This is a genomic window from Methanoculleus sp., assembly GCF_030019085.1.
Lineage (GTDB): Archaea > Halobacteriota > Methanomicrobia > Methanomicrobiales > Methanoculleaceae > Methanoculleus.
On sequence record NZ_JASEFJ010000001.1, the window covers coordinates 68,660 to 86,999 of the forward strand.

An 18,340-nucleotide genomic window follows, 5' to 3' on the forward strand; every position below is an offset into this window, starting at 1 on the left:
ATACAGAGTTAGAAGTAATTATTAAAAACAACACTTATATCTTTCACGTACAGGGGTGATCAATGAAGATCTGCGTTGTAGGGGGAGGTTTATCCGGTCTGGTCTCGACACTTGAACTCGCGGGGGAGCATGAGGTAGATCTCTTCGAGAGAAGGCCTGTTCCGGGAGGATGCCTTGGATCCTACCGGATTGGCAACTACTGGATCGAGGAGTATTACCATCATTGTTTTGCCGGGGATTCTGCGCTGCTCGCCCTCTTCAAGAACCTCGGGGTTATCGACAGACTGGTATGGCTCAAAGGAACCACCGGTTACTACGTTGATGGGGTAATCCATCCCCTCACCACCCCCACCGAGATCCTGCGCTACCCCCACCTCACGCTTATCGAGAAGGCCCGCCTCGGGCTGCTGACGCTGCGCTCTCGCCGGTTTGACGTGGCCACGCTTGACGAGCTCACAGCCCGGGACTTTGTCCTTGAAAAACTCGGGCCCGGGGTCTATGCTTCGTTCTTTGAGCCTCTCCTGAAGAGCAAGTTCGGAGACCGGGCGGGAGAGGTCTCCGCAGCCTGGCTGATCTCCCGCATTGCCATCAGGTCTGACCGTGGTCCTGGAGGGGAGCGGCTTGGCTACCTGAAGGGAGGGTTCCACCACTTTATCACGCGACTTGAGGAGGAGGCGGAGCGACGGGGTGCATCAATAGTGCCCGGGACGCCTGTTGAGGAGATCCGGCGGGATGGCGAAGCATGGCTTGTAAACGGTGAAGCCTACGACGCTGTCATATCCACCCTCCCTCCCCAGGTGACCGCAACACTTGCCGGTCTGGATATATCCCCCGTTCCATACCAGGGCGCCGCCTGCATGACCTTGGCGCTCGATCGTGACGTGACCGATGGGATATACTGGCTGAACATGAAGGATAAGGCCCCCTACGGTGCGGTTGTCTCGCACACCAACTTTGCCCCCTTTGAGTGGTATGGCGAGCAGATCGTTTACCTTGCATCTTACTTCGCAGATCGACTCCCGGAGGGGTTTGAGAAGAAGATGCTCGCCGATTTCTGCAGGCGTTTCTCCGTCGAAGAAGGTGAGGTACACTGGCACCATCTGGCCGTCGACCCCTATGCCGGCCCGGTTTACACGACGGGGCTCCGGAAGCGACTGCCGCACTACGAAGAGCACGGTCTCTTTATGGCCGGGATGTTCAGCCCGCCGAACTACCCCGAGCGGAGCATGAATGGTTCGGTCATCGCCGGGCAGGAGGTGGCAAAAAAGGTTCTTGAGAGGTTTGCGTATGGTTGAGATCGAGGTGAGCGCCGTTCTGCCGGTCTACAACGATCTTGCGGCGCTCAGGACCGCCATACCGCGGTCGCTTGAGACGCTCGAAGAGATTGCACCCGGCAGGTTCGAACTGATAGTTGCCGAAGACGGGAGCACCGATGGGAGCGCCGAATTTGTCAGGGAGTATGAAACCCGGGACCCGCGGGTACGGCTGCTCCATGCAGATGATAGACTCGGACGGGGCCGCGCTCTCAACCGGGCGTTTGCCGAGGCGAAGGGGTCGATCGTCTGTTACTACGACGTAGATCTCGCAACCGATATGCAGCACCTTGACGAACTGATAGGTTCTATCCGGGAGGGCTACGATATTGCAACAGGCTCCCGTCTCCTCCCCGATAGCACCATCACCCGGAGCGGGGGTCGTGAGATCGCGAGCAGGGGTTACAACATGCTGGTACGCCTCCTCCTCCGGAGCAGGTTCCATGATCATCAGTGCGGGTTCAAAGCGTTCCGGCGTGACCGTCTGCTCTCTCTGCTCCCTTCCGTCACGGCGGACCACTGGTTCTGGGACACAGAGGTGCTGGTGCGTGCGCAGAGAAATGGTTACCGGATAAGGGAATTCCCTGTGCGCTGGCAGCAGGGCGAGGGGACAACCGTGCGTGGAAAAGATGTTGTCGAGATGGGATCGGCAATTGTGCATCTCTGGTGGCGACTTCATGTGGAAAAAAGTTAGCGCCATCATCATACCCACCCTGATCGCAGTAGGGATCATCGGGTATATGCTATACCGCGTGTGGGACGATCTCGTCCTGACGCTCGAGCATGCGGTTCTGCCACTCCTGGTTGTGGCTGTGGGGATCTGCGGCGTTTCCTGGATACTTCGTGGTTTCCGTTACAGGTTCATCCTGCATGGACTCGGTGTCGAGAAAGGTGTCTGGTTCTCGACAGCATGTATCCTTGTCTCCCAGACAGCGAACCTCATCGTCCCGGCACGTCTCGGCGACCTTGTGCGCTTGCTAATTCTCAAACACGATGATGATGCCACCTATTCCGAGGGGTTCTCCTCCCTTGTTGTCGAACGTGTATTTGATGTCATGATGGTCGCAGTGCTCGGCGTCGTTGCGCTCCTGCTGGTTCTCACCATTCTCGATGTCCCTGATTGGTTTATCATCGCTATTGCGCTGCCTCTCGGGGCAGGCTGCCTCTTCTTCGCCGTGATCTTCTGGTCAGGCAGGATGAAATCCTCTGAGAACCGGATCCTCATAGCCGTCCAGCAGATGCTCGACGAGGTTAGACAGGTCTCCCTTCATTCTCGTGCGCTCGCGACGCTCAGTCTCTCATCGATTTTTATATGGGTCGTCGACGTGCTGGTCTGTTACGCGGTTGTCCTTATGTTTCAGGAGTCAATGCCGTTTGCTGTGGTTATCCTTGCGATCGTGATCGGCAACCTTGTAAAAGCGGTGCCCATCACCCCTGGCGGCGTTGGGACGTATGAGGTCGCGGTCGCACTCACCTTTGGGCTGGCCGGGATGGCGGCGGCCACGGCGACCCTGATCGCGGTCATAGATCACCTGATGAAAAACCTGGTCACGCTCGTCGGTGGCGTCGGTTCGATATACTATTTCGGCGACTGGTCGATCGAGGTTTTGAAGAAGGCTATCAACCGGGAGATCGAGAGGGAGGATACGTTTGGCGGGTGAGTTTCTCGTTCCGGTTCTGATCTGGCTTGTGGTTATCAAGGCGCTCCAGTTAGCAGTCTGGCCGGTGCTCGACCGTACCCTCGACCACCTCGCGCCAGCCGCCGCCTACCCGGCATCGATCCTCCTGTTCACACTCGTCTCCTGGTATTGCGCTCTTGTTGGTCTCCCGATCCCGCTTGCTCTTCTTCCGTTTGTTGCTGCGATAATCTATGCCGGTTCAGGCCGGTTTTACACGAAGGAACGAGTGCGATCGTCGCTGAAGTGGGATCTTGCCTTCCTGATCCCTTTCCTCTTCATGCTCGAGGTGCGCTGGATCAATCCGGCCATCTCCTCCGGGGAGAAGTTCATGGACCACGCCATCCTGGCCTCGATCATGCGCCAGCCCATCGTTCCGCCTCTCGATCCCTGGTATGCCGGGGGAACTCTTGACGTCTACTACTACATGGGTTACTGGATGAACGGGGCGCTCGGCCTCGTATCCGGTGCACCGTCGACGGTCACGTTCAACCTCGCCCTGCCGACGGTGCTAGGCCTCTCAGTCGTCTCGTTCTACGCTCTGGGGCACCTGATCCTTGACCGCCATCGGTGGCTCCCGGTGCTTGCACTCTTCATCCCGAACCCCTCTGTGATCTACCATATCCTGATCGGGAGTTCCTGGTTTGACGCCTTCTGGGGAAGCACCAGGACGATTGAGAACACCATCAACGAGTATCCAATCTTCTCCATGCTCTGGGGCGACGTTCACCCTCATGTCACGAGTTTCTTCAACCAGGGGTTCCTGCTCTTTCTACTGGTTTTTGCCTATCTTCGGTGGGGCGATCTCTCGAAGAGGGGGAGGGCGATTCTCTGCGGGCTTACCGCCCTTTCCCTCGGGTCAATGCCCGCTTTCAACTCCTGGGACGTCCTGATCTACGCTCCGATCACGCTTCTATTCGGTCTAATGGTCTGGCGCCGCTACGGGAACTTCGGGCGCGACGAAAAGATGTCCTGGATGATGCTCGGAGTGGTGCCGCCGGTTGCTGTTCTTGCATACCTCCCCTTCTACCTCCACCTCAATACCCCCGGTATCGGGGGAATCGGTATCGTCGCTGAACCCTCTGTGCCTTTTGAGTTCCTCCTGGTTCACGGATTCTTCCTGGCGATCCTTATCGCGTACTGTGTTCCAGATATCAGAAAGCGCCCCTACCTGCTGCTTCTTGCGCTGGTGCCTGCGCTTGCCGGATACCCGGCTGCGGCGATCGCTTCCATACCGCTGATATACCTGATCGCTCGTCGCCGGTTCTCGGTCGTCGATACGCTCGCTATCCTGGGACTCCTGATCGTCATCGGCACGGAATTTGTCTACCTGGTGGACAACATGGGGGAGACCTACTTCCGGATGAACACCGTCTTCAAGTTCTACCTCCCGGCGTGGTTCATGATGGCGACCGCAAGCCTTGCCATAATCGGGGGGTGGAGCCAGCGCTCCGGGATCGACCGACGCATGCCTCCCCGCGTCGGGAAAGCCCTTCCTGCCTTGGCTATCGTTCTACTCCTGATTGCGCCCTTCGCCATCGGCGTTGACTTCGGTTACGGGAGTCGCACTCTCGACGGGGCGGCATACCTTGCGGCCTCACACCCCGGCGACGCTGCGGCGATAGCCTTCCTTCGGGATCTTGCCGGCGATCAGATCCTCGTCGAGGCAGAGGGCGGCGATTACACCTACTACTCCAGGGTATCAACTTTCACCGGGCTCCCGACCATCATTGGAATGCCCTTTCACGAGTACATGTGGCGGGGAGATTATGGCCGGATAAGCGAGCGGAGCGGTGATGTAAGGACGATCTACGAGCAGCCGGACCGTACAATCGACCTTGCGCGCGCCTACAATGCCACCCTCCTCTACGTGGGTGAACCAGAACGTGAACGCTACAATGTTTCTATCCCCGTCGGGGCGCTTGAACTCATCTATGATGAGGAAGGAGTCCAGATATACCGGATCCCTGTTTGAAAGTTTGATTGGCCCGGTGACGCTAGACGCTATGAGAAGGACACCGGTCCCTGGAGAAGGCAGAGAATGGGGAGGAGCCGTCTCCTCCCTCATCTTTCTGCGCTTCCGGCACTGCCAGGTGTGTTTAACGAGAGACGTTCAGCGCGAGTAACTCTCTTGACATCAGCGAACCCGGTTTGAAGTGCCCCCTGTGCATACCCCTGGGGGATGGTGGCGAGTTTGTAATTTCAGAATCGTCGATTTGATTGCCTCCGCTCTTCCCGGCGCAGAGTGACAAACCTTTATCACTACTCCTATTGACATAATACAGCGCATTCGATCAGCTACGCTACTGATGAATGATGATGGAGCAGCAGAGGGCTGCCCCTGAAAGAGGTGAGTTATGGCAACGACTTATGTAAAATTTGAGGTTCCGGAAGAGATCCAGAACAAGGCCCTTGAGGCCCTTGAGATCGCAAGGGATACCGGGAAGGTGAAGAAAGGGTCCAACGAAACGACAAAAGCCGTCGAACGGAACATTGCCCAGCTGGTTCTTATCGGTTCTGACGTTGAGCCGCAGGAGATCGTGATGCACCTCCCGCCGCTCTGCGACGAGAAGCGGATCCCGTACGTCTACATCTCGAAGCAGAACGAGATCGGTTCCGCGAGCGGTCTGGAGGTAGGTTCCGCAGCCGCAGCGATAGTCAAAGCCGGCAAGGCAAAAGACCTGGTCGATGAGATCGCAAAGCAGATTGCTGCACTGAGAGCGTGAGGGATTAAATCATGGCAGACGAGGGAACGCCAGCAGAAGTCATCGAGATCATCGGTTTAACCGGGATGCATGGTGAGGCCCGGCAGGTGAAGTGCCGGGTTCTCGACGGCCCGAACAAAGGCCGGATCATCACCCGCAACACGGTAGGCCCGATCAGGGAGGGAGACATTCTCTCGCTGCTCGAGACCGAGCGTGAGGCGAAGAAACTCTCGAGGCGGTAACCATGGTCGAGAAGTACGTCTGCAGTTTCTGTGGAGAGGTTCTGGAACCCGGCACGGGCAAGATGTTTGTGCGCAGGGACGGGACAATCTACTACTTCTGCAGCACCAAGTGCCAGAACAACTACAGGCTCGGCCGGGTACCGCGCCGTGTTGAGTGGACTGCCGCCGGACGCAAGGCCCGCGGTAAAGAGTGATCTCCATGGAGCGCACCTTCGTGATGGTCAAACCTGATGGCGTCCAGCGCGGACTCGTCGGGGAGATCATCTCCAGGTTCGAAGCGAAGGGGCTCAAACTCGCAGCGGCGAGGATCGAGGCTCTACCCGCGGAGCGGGTTGTCGAGCAGTATAGTGAGCACATGGAGAAACCCTTCTTCCAAGGTCTTAAGGCCTACATCATGAGCGGACCCTGTTTCCTGATGGCCTGGGAAGGGAAGGACGCGGTCGCGGTCGTACGGAGGATGGTTGGCGCCACCAATCCAGCCGAGGCCGCACCCGGATCCATCCGCGGTGATTTCGGGCTTGATATCGGCCGGAACGTTATCCACGCATCAGACTCCCGGGAGAGCGCGGCGAGAGAGCTCGGGATCCACTTTGCGCCTGGGGAACTGGTAGAGTATTCCCGGATCGATGAACCGGTAATTTACGAGTGAATACTGTGCCGCCGAATTCCGGCGGCAGCTATTTTTTGGGTCTCGATATTGGCTGGAAGTTCTGGGTTGCTACCTGTAACCTGCGCGGAGATCTCACACATCTGCTACTTGCGTCTGCGTTCGTGACCCGGTCGAATCTGGCCTTTCATCGTTTGCTATCTCCCTTCGTGCCTTTACTGCAATAGGTCTCCAGGGGAACGGATTGACCATCCACTCCACGAACCACAAGTGCTATTATCGGCCTTATTGCATATCTGATGACGGCACATGGCGGATCTCCTGAGTTTCACGCTGCTGAGTCTCTCCTCCATCATCATCGTAGTGAACCCGCTTGCAGCCACCCTGATCTTTGTCTCCCTGACCGGTAGTATGGATCAGGCCGCAAGACTCAAGATCGCGCGCGAGGCAAGTCAGTTTGCTCTGGCTGTTCTGCTCATATTCACCTTTGGAGGCGGCTGGATACTCCAGATCTTCGGTATATCCGTCGAGGCTTTCCGAATTGCAGGTGGTATCCTGCTCTTCGGGATAGGTATGGACATGGTCTATGCAAAGACATCCCGGACGAAGATGACCGCAACCGAGAAGTACGAAGGGCAGGATGCAGATGACATCGCCATCATGCCGCTTGCAATCCCGATGATCTCGGGGCCCGGGGCGATCACCTCGGTCATCGTGCTGATGAACGAGGCGATTGAGATGGGAGTTGTTGCAATTGCCGTTGTGCCGATCGCATCTGTTACAGCCATCGGGATCACCTACTACATGATGAAGAACGCTGACGTCATCGTCCGGCGCATCGGTCAGCGTGAGTATCGTGCTGTTAACCGCCTGATGGGAATGCTCCTAATCGCGATTGCCGTCCAGTTTATTATTGTAGGAATCAAAGCTGCCTTCCCCCTACTCGCTGGAGGTTCCACATGACACCCACCTTTGCTCAGATCGGCGCGATCCTTATCAGCACCTGCATCGTTCTCGGTGGGATTCTAATTGTAGCACAGATGTTTGCTTTGACGGTCCCGTTTGCTCCTCAGATCATGGTGGCTCTATCGATCCTCATCGTCATCGGTGCTGCCATGCTGATTCACACCGCCAGAAGCCTGGAGACGACTGTATCCCGATGATGACAGCGATAGCGCTTGCTCAGGTTGCCACCGATGCCAGGGGTGGTCGGGCAGGTATGCTCGATGTAGCTGCCAGGATGGCGGATGAGGCCGCAGGGGCGGGTGCATCGCTCATATGCTTTCCAGAACAGTTCGTGATCGGCTGGTCGCCGGACGTTTCCCCCGGGGCAGGCGAGCCCCTGGACGGTCCGCTTGCAAAGGCGTTTGGCCGTATAGCAGAGCGGTGCGGGATTGCGGTTGCAGGATCTATCATCCAGTCCAGCGGGGGATGCCGCCCTAAAAACACCGTGGTGGTGCTCGGTGCAGATGGGGAACTCATGGCATCATACGCAAAGATCCATCTCTTCTCGCCGGATGGAGAGGACCGGGCCTACGAAGCAGGTGACCGGATCGATACTTTTATCCTTGATGGTATGGTCTTTGGGCTTGCTGTCTGCTATGACCTGCGGTTTCCGGAACTATTTCGAATCTATGCTCTCGCTGGGGCAGAGTGTGTTCTGGTGCCTGCGGCATGGCCGTCTTCCAGGCTCTCGCACTGGGAGACGCTCCTCCCCGCGAGGGCTCTTGAGAACCGTTACTACGTTGCGGGGGTCAACACGGCCGGCATGCCAGGCGGCGCTTACTCCGGTGGTTCGCTTGCCGCCGACCCGGATGGCGCCATAATCGGCAGATGTGGGGCAGGGGAACGTCTCATCGTGGTCGAGGTCGATCCTGCGGCGGTCCATGTCGCCCGATCCAGGCTCCCTTCACTTTCAGACCGCAGAAGTGACCTTTATCTGCGGTTGCTCTCCAGATTGTAGAGATATCTCATGAGGGGTGACCAGCACGTATCGCTCAGTCTTGCCACAACAGCGCTCTTTATCGCTCCCTATCTCAGCATCATCGACCCCTTTACAGCCGTTGTCCTCCTGTTTGGCACATTTGTCGGATCGGTTGCTCCGGACGCTGATGCCGCCGATGCAGCGATATTCAACGGCCGTGTCAGCGGGGCGAAAGGAAAACGAGGCCAGATCCTAAACGGCCTTGCAGTGGTGCTTCCGATCTTTGGCTATACCATCAGGTACCTCATCTACTACCCGATCTCGCTGGTGTTCATGCTCCTCCTCCGGAAGAACTACCGCCACCGCCACCGTGGGCTGCTCCACTCGCTCCCGGGTGTCGGTCTGACCGCGCTCATTCTCTCTGCGTACCTGGCCATACTTATGGCCTGGCTCGGAGTATCCCTCGCACTCCTTCCAGCATTCGGCTGTGGGTTCTTCGGTGGGTGTGTCCTCCACCTGCTTGAAGATGCCTGTACCCCCTCAGGCGTCGCCTGGCTCTACCCCCTCTCCCGCCGACGGGTCTCCGGACGGGTCAGGGCGGAGAGGTTCTTTGAGGTGCGCCCGGCAATCTTTGCCGCTGTTCTTGTGATAGCGGCGACAGGGGTGCTAATCGCGCCGTTCGTGACCGGTTTGACTTCGGATGAACTCCGGTTTATCGCGCTTGCTGCGGTCCTCATCCTCTGGCTGCTCTTCCTGCTCGCCTCTGGTGTAAGGCGCGAACGACGCTGGAGGTGAGGTGAAACCATATCTATACGTATCTATGCGGACAACAGTCTTGCATGTACCGTCTCGTCTGCGTTCATTGCGGCGCAGCCTATTCCCATGACCAGATCATATACACGTGCAGTCGCTGTGGACACCTGCTGAGCGTCGAGTATGACCTTGATGAGATCGAAGTCTCGCGGGAAGAGTGGAACCGTCGCCCCCTCTCGGTCTGGCGCTACCGCGAGATCCTTCCCGTCCGCGGGGACCCGGTCACCCTACAGGAAGGTGGCACCCCCCTCTACCACCTGGAGAAAATCGGAAAGGAGCTGGGTCTTCCTGAACTCTATGCCAAACATGAGGGGATGAACCCGACCGGTTCGTTCAAGGACCGCGGCATGACCGTGGGTGTCAGCATGGCGCTTGAACTCGGTATGAAGAGCGTTGCCTGTGCAAGCACCGGGAACACCTCTGCAAGCCTTGCCGCCTATGCTGCAAAGGCCGGGGTCCCCTGTGTAGTCCTCCTCCCTGCCGGGAAGGTTGCCCTGGGCAAGGTTGCCCAGGCGCTGATGCACGGCGCCCGGGTCATCTCCATACGCGGCAACTTCGATCGCGCGCTCGAGATGGTACATGAACTCTGCGTCAGCCACGGCCTCTACCTCTTAAACTCGGTCAACCCCTATCGTCTCGAGGGGCAGAAGACGATCGGGTTTGAGTCGATCGACCAGCTCGATGGCGAGGTTCCGGACAGGTTGGTTCTCCCGGTAGGGAACGCCGGGAACATATCCGCGGTCTACAAGGGGCTCAGAGAGCTCGAGGCTCTCGGGTTCATAGACCGGTTACCCATGATGACCGGTATCCAGGCGGCCGGTTCACAACCGGTTGTGAGGGCAATCGAGCAGAACCTCGATGTTCTGGTCTCTGAACCCAACCCTGAGACTGTAGCCACCGCGATCAGGATAGGCGCCCCCGTGAACGCGGAGAAGGCGCTTGTTGCCATCCGCGCCACCGGTGGGACGGCGGCGGCCGTTACCGATGACGAGATCCTTGCGATGCAGAGGGATCTGGCGCGGAAAGAAGGGATTGGGGTTGAACCCGCCTCGGCAGCCTCGGTCGCGGGTGTCCGGAGACTTGCTGAGGAGGGTCTGATCGACAGGGATGAACGGATCGTATGCGTTGTGACCGGTCATCTATTGAAAGATCCAGAAACTGTGGTACGTCAATGCGAACCTCCAATCGAGATCGACGCGGAGCTATCCTCACTGCTCTCTGTCTTGCGCTGATCCTGGTCAGCGCACCGGCGGCGGCAGAGGAGGCCGTATTTCGGGTTCTGCCGGATGGCACCGCTTACGAAGCCATGATAGAGGTTTCGGGAGATACATACGCCCTCTGGACACCGGGGCTGCTGGGTGAGCGCGTCCCGCTCCAGGTTGAGGACCTTGAGGTGTTCGGCCAGAATGGCGCGGTCGAATACCGTGAGGAAAGAAGGGGTGTCATCACCTTCCCGGAGGGGAACTACACCATCTCCTACAGGGTTCCGGTAAAGAACAATCAGTTCGTCGCCGCCTTTGACGAGCCGTATAACGTGACCGTTCTCCTGCCATCGGGTTTTGAGGTCGATAACCCGCTAATTGGTATGGTCAGTACTGGCGGGGTAGTCTCTCAGCGCCCGAACGGGACCACTGAAATTACCTGGGAGGGGGCAATGGTCGTGGAGGTCAGGTTTTACACACTCGAACGCGAGATTTTGCTTACCACCTTCGGCACCATGTGGCTTGTGGTCGCGTTTATCCTGATCTTCCCCTTCTTCTTCTCGCGCAGGAGGGGTGGCAGATGATCGAGGTTCTCGCCGCATCCTTCCTGATCGGGTTCTCGGGGGCCGCATCCCCCGGCCCGCTTACCGCATCGGTTCTTGGCATCGGCTCGCGACGGCCAGCGCGTTTCGTCACTGGGCTTGTGCTGGGTCACGGTGTTCCTGAAGCGGCCATGGTCGCTGCCATAGCTTACGGTGTGCGTGACGTCCCGCACATAGATCTCGTCGCCCTCCTTGGTTCATGTGTTCTTATCGCACTGGGCGTCACTCAGTTTCTCCGTGCTGGAGAGGCCGTTGTCGTGAGCGAGGAGACCCGGATGCCGGTTGCCTTTGGACTGGCCTGCACCCTGGGTAACCCCTACTGGTGGGTCTGGTGGCTCACCTTTGGCGTCGGGTTTCTTGCGCTCCATCCATCATTTACCGCGTTCTATATCGGGCACATAGGCGCGGATATCGTCTGGCTCGGACTGCTTGCCGTTGCGGTCTCACGGGGGGCAAACTTCCTTGGCCCTCATTACAAAAAAGTGGTGCAGGCGAGTGGACTCGCCATGATGCTCTTTGGGCTCTACTTTATTCTATTGGTTCTTTCGACCTGATATCTATCCCGAACCGCTCAGCGTTTGCATCTGCGATCTTCTGAATCTCCGCGATCAGGTCATCCCTATGGCTGGGTTTGAAGAGGTGCTGGAACCGTTTCTGCCTGGAGAGATATTCCTCAACCGGCTTGCGCTTCACCTTCTTCGCCTTCTCCACCACACCGTTGACCATCTCGTAGTTCACCCATAGACCGGTCTCGATGGCGAGTTTGGCCATGTTGATCGTCTCGCCTGACTCAAAGCCCCACCCGGTGCAGCAGGGGGTGTGAACCTGAATGTAGCAGGGGCCGGGTGTATTGATCGCACGCCGGACCTTCTTTTCGAAGTCGGCGGGATATGCGATCGAGGCGGTTGCTACGTATGGTGCCCCGTGGGCTGCCAGGATCCCGGGCATATCCTTCTTTTGGCGGACGTTCCCCGGGGAGCATGCCCCTGCTGGACTTGTTGTGGTGCTTGCGGCATACGGCGTTGCGCCTGAGCGCTGGATGCCTGTGTTCATGTAGGCCTCGTTGTCGTAACAGATGTAGGTGATATCGTGGCCCCGCTCGAAAGCGCCGCTGATGCAGAGCATACCGATATCGAACGTGGCGCCGTCACCGCAGATACAGACAACCTTCTCGCTCCGCCCCTGCTTCTTCAGCGCCGCCTCAATCCCGGATGCAACCGCCGCGGCGTTCTCGAAGAGTGAGTGTATCCAGGGAACCCCCCACGCGGTCTCGGGGTAGGGTGTTGAGAAGACCTCCATGCACCCGGTCGAGTTGACAACTATCACATTCTCTCCGGTTGCTTTCAGGAGCAGTCTGGCCGCAAGTGCCGGGCCGCACCCGCCGCACGCCCGGTGTCCTGGGGTAAAGAGGTCGCACCCTTCCGGTAACCCGGTCATTCAGAGCACCTCCGTCCGCAGTCCATAAAACATATCTCCTCTCCCTTCCTCTGCGAGATCGACGATCCCTGCGATATCCTTCTTGCGTATATCACGCCCGCCGAGAGCGACGATGTAGTCGTATACGGCCGTGCCGGAACCAGAGAGCGCCGCTTTCACCTCGGTCCCGACCGCTCCGCCGCTCCCTAGTGAGATGTTCCTGTCAAGCACTGCCACGGTCGAGACACCTTTGAGTGCATCTGCGATCTCATCTGCCGGGAACGGCCGGAACATCCGGATCTTCAGGAGCCCTACTTTCTTTCCGGCATCGCGCATCTCGTCGATGGCGTCCTTTACGGTGCCGCAGATGGAACCCATTGCAAGAATCGCGGTATCGGCATCCTCCAACCGGTAGCCCTCGACAGGAGCGGAGTAGTCTCTCTCAAACTGCTCGGCAAACTCACGTCCGGCTTTCGCGAAGACCTCCTTTGCACGATGCTGTGCCTGATCGATCTCATAGCGGAACTCCATGTAATAGTCGGGGGTTGCGTACATCCCGAAACTCAGCGGGTTATTGGCATCAAGCCGCTGGTATGGGTTAAACGCGGGCAGGTAGGCGTCCACCTCCTCCTGCGTCGGGATGGAGACCGGTTCGTAGGTGTGAGTAAGGACGTATCCGTCGAAACATACAAACGCTGGCAGGAGGACATCGTGGTCTTCACAGACCCTGTAGGCGATCATGTGGAGATCGACGGCTTCCTGGTTGTCCTCTGCGTATAACTGGAGCCATCCGGAGTCGCGCAGCGATATCGAGTCCTGCTGGTCGTTCCAGATCGAGAGCGGCGCGCCCAGAGACCTGTTTGCGATAGTCATCACCACTGGCTGGCGCAGACCTGCAACGTTGAAGCAGACCTCAAACATCAGGGCAAGCCCCTGTGATGTCGTTGCCGAGTATACTCTGGAACCCGCTGCACTTGCACCGAGACAGGCTGAGAGGGCTGAGAACTCACTTTCGACGGTGATGTAGTCTGCATCGAGTTCGCAGTCCGCCACCATCTGGGCAAGGGCCTCGACGATGTGCGTCTGCGGTGTGATGGGATAGGCCGCGATCACCTGCGGGCGACAGCGTTTCACAATCTCGGCCACCGCGTGTGATCCTTCCATAATCTCCAGCATTATTTCTCCTCCTTCTCCATCCTTATGGATTCTTTAGGGCAGACCTCTTCGCAGATCCCACAACCCTTACAGTAGTCGAGATCTGGCTCGAAGATCCCCTCATCGGTCTCGCGGATGCAACCCTCGGGGCAGAACTGGGCACATATACCACACCTGTTGCAGGTCTCTGGGTCAAAGACCGGTTTGAAGACCCGCCAGGTGCCGGTCTTGTTCTCAAGTGCTTTGCCCGGAGGCGCGGCACAGCCAACCCGGAGTGCCATTACGCAGCACCCCCGACCTGTTTGTAGGCACGCTCTGCTGCACGGGCGTTCTTCTCGGCCATGCTCCCGCTGAAGCGGTTCCGCAACGCGCCCTTGAGCGGTTCAAGCCCGATCTCACCGGTGGCTGCCGCGAAAGCTCCCATCAGCGTTGTGTTGGTGATGGGCACGCCAAGTTCTTCCAGCGCGATGGTGGTTGCGTCTATGGTGTAGACGGTTACACCTTCCGGAACGCGGAAATCACTGGCTGTCTTCTCGGTGTTGATGATAGCAATTCCACCCTGTTTTATGCCCTTGAATACGTCAACATCCCGGATCAGTGTCGGGTCCTGGACAATGATGTAATCGGGGTCGTAGATCTGGCTGCGCAGCCGGATCTTTCTATCACTGAACCTGACGAACGCCTGCACCGGGGCGCCCCGGCGTTCCACGCCAAAAGCAGGGAACGCCTGGGAAAAAACACCGCCCTCGAATGCAGCACAGGCGATGAGTTCGGCGGCGGTCACAGAACCCTGGCCGCCCCTGCCGTGAATGCGTAACTCTCTCAATCAATAACCCCCAATAAATCTTAATGATCAATAATATAAAAATCTGGCACTTCGGCTGTGCCCAGGGTGAGCTTCTCTCTGTGGAAGCGCGCTCTTTGTGTCTGTCACTCATGTGGGGTCCAGCGCATCGGATGTAGCAGATCGCCAAATCTGCTCTCAGCGCCCCCAACAGGTCAAAACAATAACCTCTTAATGGAGCAGACGCAGATCACATTTTGTAAATGATGTATACTTGACTTAAGTGAGATGTAAGCGTGAGGTTTAGCTGATTATGAAGGGTATCTTGACAGTCTCGATGGATGCGATCGGTGTACTTCCCGCGTTCAAAGGGATCATCGTCCATGACTGCTGGTCGCCGTACTTCGGGTATGCATGCGAGCATGCGGTCTGTAATGCCCATATCCTCCGCGATCTCAAAGGGATATCGGAGAATACCGACCAGCATTGGTCTGATGAGGTGCATGATCTCCTCCTTGAGATCTACGCCGCTGTTGATGGAGCCCCGGAATCAGCGGTTTCTCTCACACCGGTTGAGATCGAGGAGTTTCAAAGACGATTTGATCTGATCCTCGATAACGGGAAGGCAGAGAACCCGCCATCTCCCCTGCCGGTTCAAGAAGGGAGACGCGGTCGGAAGAGACGAACTCCTGCTGAAAACCTCATTGACCGGTGTCAGAAATATCGTGTAGAGATCCTCCGGTTCATGACCGATTTCAGGGTGCCGTTTACGAACAACCTTGCTGAGCGCGATATCAGGATGGTGAAGGTTCAGCAGAAGATCTCAGGGACGTCTCAGTTGTGTGGAGGGGGCATCTAACTTCTGCAGGGTTCGGGGGTATATCTGGTGAGGAAGAATGGGGAGTCGGTCATCACGGCCATCCGGAGAGCATTCGAGAGAGAACCCTTCATACCAACTGCGGCTTACAGGTATACCTGACCTGTTACGATCTACTTTACTTCATCCCTGAGAAATATCTTGTCATTTACTTTTCAATTAAGTTTACTTAACTGCATAAATTTGTGGAGCAGTGCCAGGCGATCGCCCGGATGGCGATCCCAATCAAATGTGGTACGAGATTACAGAAGAAGTGACTGTGGATTGCCAGTCAGTAACAGTATTGAGCAATCTCAGGGAGGCTCTCTTGTAGGGGCTGCTCGGCGTTTGTGACACTCAGCAGTGGTGATGAGAATCCCATCCCCACACTCCGGGAGGTGTGTTTCGTCATTGGACGTTTGCAAGCCGACTTTTGAGGTCTTCGGGCGTGCACTGACGTATCTCCATCAGGGCTGAGACAACGGCGTCGGAGAAGACCAGCGCTGCGGTCTCAAAGAGTGTCCCGAGAGGGGCAAAAGACGCGGAGATCGATCGGTACTGGCCGGTGAGCTGACGGATCTCAAAGTCGCTTGGAAGCCCCTGGTCTTTGAGCGGGTTGTTCCCGATCTCTACAATGCAGTCAGCGATACGGCCTATGCTCGAGTTGGGCGTTGAGGTGATAAGACAGACGATCCCCCCGAGTTCCCTGGCGGTCTCGCAGGCGTCCACGACCGAACGTGTCTCGCCTGAACCCGAGAACGCGACAAGCACGTCGCCCGGCCTGAATCCCGGCGTAATTGTCTCACCAATGACATAACTCTCAAACCCCAGATGCATCAGCCGCTGGGCGAATGCTCGTGCGACAAGCCCGGAACGCCCGGCTCCGGCGAGATAGATCCGTTTTGCGTTGAGGATCTCCTCGAGAAATCGGTTTGCGCTCTCCTTGTCGATGCTGCGCGCCACTTTTTCGAGGCTAGATGTCATCTGGAGCATGAGATCGGTGATACTGGGAAATTCCTGTGGCATGGTTGGTATCTCCAACTTTTAGTCTCTATACAACATGACACAGTTAATAGATATTCCTGCCTGGAAAAAGTTGTTTCAGATCCCATATGCAGGGAAATCGGTGTAGACCTCTCAAGCCAGAGGCTACCGACCGGAAAGAACTGGATCGCCCCCATCAGCGTTCCACCGCAAGTCCGAGGATCTCGCTCGCTCCGGAGAAGACATCGCGAGCGATCCGGACGAGGCCTCGCGCCGCGCACCACTCGTCGTAGACAGCGACTTTTCGGGAGAGGAGCGCCTCCACTTCAGGGGCGATGATAGGGGCCATGCTCCCGGCGAGGGCGACCTTCGCACCTGGGTTGAGGAGGAGCATTGCAGCAGATTCCATCGCCGCAAACATTGCCATCGTCCCCATCCGGAGGTCGGCGTCCATCGTGTAGTCCACACCGGCGTGGAGGAAAGCGTCGTTTGCTGTTGTCTCCCTGCGGTCGATCCTTCGGATGGCGTTCACATCAAGAGCCCCTTGCTGTGTCCCGGGTGCGAAGATGCAGGCGTCAAACGCCCCGGTGATCCTGCCGCCTGTTACCAGGAGGGTGACGGTGTTTGAACTGGCGTCGCAGACCACGACGTCATCTCCCAGGTCGTGCACGGCCTGGTAGGCGATCCCGATCTTCTCCGGGCTTGTCTGGTGGGAGTAAGCCTTGAACCGCGGGTCGGTCGGTGATCTGCGGTGCAGCCCCGGGATGACTATGGCGGGAAGACCGCTCTCCCTGATCGCATCGTAGACTCTGGTCCCGCCGCCGATGTGTTTGCCGGCACCCTCCTGTGAGACTACACCCCGGTTCTCGACCCTCCTTATATCGGTGATGGCGATTATACCGTCGCCCATCGAGTAGCAGACGGCGATGCCCTCGATCTCGTTGAGTGGGCAGAGGCGGGCAAGGTCGTCCGCCGAGAAATACCGGGCCTCTTCGCGAGAGATCTTGAACTCCGCCTCGCCGCATGAGAAGCGCATCGCTGTGGTGCCGTGGTCGATACCGATGAACATTAAGGATCACCTTTGTATCTCAATGTGATAGTAAGTTTCTGGATCGCACCGTGCGAAAGGCGATAAACTCAGGCCATGTTTGCCTGATAGCGCCTCTTTGTGTACTCCACCGCGCTGACAACGACGATACCTGCAATCAAGAAGATCCAGCCTCCAGATACCATGTCACCGGCTGCTGTTCCTCTCTCCCAGAGCATCCGGGCCGAACCGAGCATCAGACCGGTGAGCAGGGCGAGCATCAGACCGTGGTAGGTCGAAAGGAGATACTTGAGGGCTTTTGCAAAGAGGAGGAGTCCTGCAATACCGCCGGTTATGTATGCAAGGAGTTCTGGTATCGATAGCGCCTGGAGCGCCGCAAGCATGAACTCGTACTGGTTCAGGACCAGGGTGATGTATGCTCCAGATATCCCGGGCAGGATCATCGCGCATAGTGCTACCATCCCTGTGAGGAAGAGAACCGGCAGTGAGTGCCCAATATCCAGGTAGCAAAGACCCCCTATGATGTAGCCGGCAACCGCCCCTATGACGAGGAAGACAGCGGTTGCATGGCTATGGGAGCGGATATCGACGAATATGGCGACCGCGGAGGCAACGATTAGCCCGAGGAAGAAGGAGTATGTCTCGACTGCGTAGTCGGTCAGGAGTGTAAGGATCACCCCTGACATCAGGAGGAATGAGGTGCCTATCCCGGCGAGGAGGGCGATAAGGAACGGTATATCTATCCTCTTGAGATCCGCCCGCAACGCTACAGTGTCGGCACGAAACAGGTCTTTTACAAGGTTCAGGTCGATGCTCCCGATCGCCCCGACCAGTCGCTCGTAGATCCCGGTGATCAGGGCGATCGTCCCTCCTGAGACTCCCGGGATTATATCACAGGCCCCCATCATAAGACCGCGCAGGTAGATCCCGGCGTACCCCTGGAGGTCCCTACGCAGATTCATGGCCTAACTCCACGACAGATCTCGACCCGATAGTTTCCAGCCGCAGGCAGG

The 18,340-nt window shown here is 57.5% G+C and carries 23 protein-coding genes; 16 read left to right on the forward strand and 7 right to left on the reverse strand.

The genetic code is table 11. From position 1 onward, the window contains the following. Window positions 1-62 precede the first annotated feature (62 nt). The 15 genes from QMC91_RS00430 (at window position 63) to QMC91_RS00500 (ending at window position 11,638) form a co-directional block, all read left to right on the forward strand. Window positions 63-1,295 (forward strand): NAD(P)/FAD-dependent oxidoreductase, encoded by a 1,233-nt coding sequence (locus QMC91_RS00430; RefSeq protein WP_300233778.1) that lies wholly within the window; start codon window positions 63-65, stop codon window positions 1,293-1,295. After that, window positions 1,288-2,007 (forward strand): dolichyl-phosphate beta-glucosyltransferase, encoded by a 720-nt coding sequence (locus QMC91_RS00435; RefSeq protein ID WP_300233780.1) that lies wholly within the window; start codon window positions 1,288-1,290, stop codon window positions 2,005-2,007. Before QMC91_RS00430 ends, QMC91_RS00435 begins: the two co-directional genes overlap by 8 nt. Further along, the gene (locus QMC91_RS00440; protein WP_300233781.1) at window positions 1,991-2,974 is read left to right on the forward strand and encodes a lysylphosphatidylglycerol synthase transmembrane domain-containing protein; all 984 of its coding nucleotides are present in this window, start codon (window positions 1,991-1,993) and stop codon (window positions 2,972-2,974) included. Before QMC91_RS00435 ends, QMC91_RS00440 begins: the two co-directional genes overlap by 17 nt. Beyond that, on the forward strand, window positions 2,964-4,964 hold the full coding sequence (locus tag QMC91_RS00445; protein WP_300233783.1) for a DUF2298 domain-containing protein: 2,001 nt from the start codon (window positions 2,964-2,966) through the stop codon (window positions 4,962-4,964). The genes QMC91_RS00440 and QMC91_RS00445 overlap by 11 nt, the downstream gene beginning before the upstream one ends. A 382-nt stretch (window positions 4,965-5,346) precedes the next feature. Beyond that, the gene (gene rpl7ae / locus QMC91_RS00450; protein WP_300233785.1) at window positions 5,347-5,715 is read left to right on the forward strand and encodes a 50S ribosomal protein L7Ae; all 369 of its coding nucleotides are present in this window, start codon (window positions 5,347-5,349) and stop codon (window positions 5,713-5,715) included. An 11-nt stretch (window positions 5,716-5,726) separates the two neighbouring features. Beyond that, window positions 5,727-5,936, forward strand: coding sequence for a 30S ribosomal protein S28e (locus QMC91_RS00455; protein ID WP_300233788.1), 210 nt, complete (start codon window positions 5,727-5,729; stop codon window positions 5,934-5,936). Between the two features lie 2 nt (window positions 5,937-5,938). Continuing rightward, window positions 5,939-6,130, forward strand: a complete 192-nt coding sequence (locus QMC91_RS00460) for a 50S ribosomal protein L24e (RefSeq protein WP_300233791.1) — start codon at window positions 5,939-5,941, stop codon at window positions 6,128-6,130. A 5-nt stretch (window positions 6,131-6,135) separates the two neighbouring features. Next, a complete protein-coding gene (gene ndk / locus QMC91_RS00465; protein ID WP_300233793.1) occupies window positions 6,136-6,585 on the forward strand; it encodes a nucleoside-diphosphate kinase in 450 nt (149 codons plus the stop codon). A 267-nt stretch (window positions 6,586-6,852) separates the two neighbouring features. Next, on the forward strand, window positions 6,853-7,506 hold the full coding sequence (locus QMC91_RS00470) for a MarC family protein (protein WP_300233796.1): 654 nt from the start codon (window positions 6,853-6,855) through the stop codon (window positions 7,504-7,506). Continuing rightward, window positions 7,503-7,706 carry a hypothetical protein gene (locus QMC91_RS00475; RefSeq protein ID WP_300233798.1) on the forward strand — a complete coding sequence of 68 codons (204 nt, stop codon included), beginning with the start codon at window positions 7,503-7,505 and terminating at the stop codon, window positions 7,704-7,706. The genes QMC91_RS00470 and QMC91_RS00475 overlap by 4 nt, the downstream gene beginning before the upstream one ends. Continuing rightward, the gene (locus tag QMC91_RS00480; protein ID WP_300233801.1) at window positions 7,703-8,506 is read left to right on the forward strand and encodes a nitrilase-related carbon-nitrogen hydrolase; all 804 of its coding nucleotides are present in this window, start codon (window positions 7,703-7,705) and stop codon (window positions 8,504-8,506) included. Before QMC91_RS00475 ends, QMC91_RS00480 begins: the two co-directional genes overlap by 4 nt. A gap of 9 nt (window positions 8,507-8,515) precedes the next feature. Continuing rightward, entirely contained in the window at window positions 8,516-9,262 is a 747-nt protein-coding gene (locus QMC91_RS00485; protein ID WP_300233804.1) for a metal-dependent hydrolase, read from the forward strand. A gap of 44 nt (window positions 9,263-9,306) precedes the next feature. Next, entirely contained in the window at window positions 9,307-10,512 is a 1,206-nt protein-coding gene (thrC, locus tag QMC91_RS00490) for a threonine synthase (RefSeq protein ID WP_300233807.1), read from the forward strand. Next, entirely contained in the window at window positions 10,452-11,066 is a 615-nt protein-coding gene (locus QMC91_RS00495) for a DUF5803 family protein (protein ID WP_300233811.1), read from the forward strand. The genes thrC and QMC91_RS00495 overlap by 61 nt, the downstream gene beginning before the upstream one ends. Beyond that, window positions 11,063-11,638 (forward strand): LysE family transporter, encoded by a 576-nt coding sequence (locus QMC91_RS00500; protein WP_300233814.1) that lies wholly within the window; start codon window positions 11,063-11,065, stop codon window positions 11,636-11,638. Before QMC91_RS00495 ends, QMC91_RS00500 begins: the two co-directional genes overlap by 4 nt. On the opposite strand, the gene QMC91_RS00505 is transcribed toward QMC91_RS00500, so the two are convergent. The 4 genes from QMC91_RS00505 to QMC91_RS00520 are packed head-to-tail and all read right to left on the reverse strand — an operon-like array spanning window position 11,613 to window position 14,481. Then, window positions 11,613-12,521, reverse strand: coding sequence for a thiamine pyrophosphate-dependent enzyme (locus QMC91_RS00505; RefSeq protein WP_300233818.1), 909 nt, complete (start codon window positions 12,519-12,521; stop codon window positions 11,613-11,615). The two genes, QMC91_RS00500 and QMC91_RS00505, sit on opposite strands and share 26 nt — an antisense overlap. Next, window positions 12,522-13,676, reverse strand: coding sequence for a pyruvate ferredoxin oxidoreductase (porA, locus tag QMC91_RS00510; protein ID WP_300233822.1), 1,155 nt, complete (start codon window positions 13,674-13,676; stop codon window positions 12,522-12,524). It lies immediately after the preceding gene. Further along, a complete protein-coding gene (locus QMC91_RS00515; protein ID WP_300233824.1) occupies window positions 13,676-13,936 on the reverse strand; it encodes a 4Fe-4S binding protein in 261 nt (86 codons plus the stop codon). The genes porA and QMC91_RS00515 overlap by 1 nt, the downstream gene beginning before the upstream one ends. Further along, window positions 13,936-14,481 (reverse strand): pyruvate ferredoxin oxidoreductase subunit gamma, encoded by a 546-nt coding sequence (locus QMC91_RS00520; protein ID WP_300233827.1) that lies wholly within the window; start codon window positions 14,479-14,481, stop codon window positions 13,936-13,938. The genes QMC91_RS00515 and QMC91_RS00520 overlap by 1 nt, the downstream gene beginning before the upstream one ends. A gap of 271 nt (window positions 14,482-14,752) precedes the next feature. On the opposite strand from QMC91_RS00520, the gene QMC91_RS00525 reads away from it, so the two are divergent. After that, entirely contained in the window at window positions 14,753-15,298 is a 546-nt protein-coding gene (locus QMC91_RS00525; protein WP_300233830.1) for a transposase, read from the forward strand. A gap of 405 nt (window positions 15,299-15,703) precedes the next feature. On the opposite strand, the gene hxlB is transcribed toward QMC91_RS00525, so the two are convergent. From hxlB to QMC91_RS00540, 3 genes are all read right to left on the reverse strand, one after another. After that, the gene (hxlB, locus tag QMC91_RS00530; protein ID WP_300233832.1) at window positions 15,704-16,321 is read right to left on the reverse strand and encodes a 6-phospho-3-hexuloisomerase; all 618 of its coding nucleotides are present in this window, start codon (window positions 16,319-16,321) and stop codon (window positions 15,704-15,706) included. A 154-nt stretch (window positions 16,322-16,475) separates the two neighbouring features. Then, window positions 16,476-17,348 carry a methanogenesis marker 12 protein gene (locus QMC91_RS00535; RefSeq protein ID WP_300233834.1) on the reverse strand — a complete coding sequence of 291 codons (873 nt, stop codon included), beginning with the start codon at window positions 17,346-17,348 and terminating at the stop codon, window positions 16,476-16,478. Between the two features lie 68 nt (window positions 17,349-17,416). After that, window positions 17,417-18,289 (reverse strand): DUF368 domain-containing protein, encoded by an 873-nt coding sequence (locus QMC91_RS00540; RefSeq protein WP_300233836.1) that lies wholly within the window; start codon window positions 18,287-18,289, stop codon window positions 17,417-17,419. Window positions 18,290-18,340: the final 51 nt, after the last annotated feature.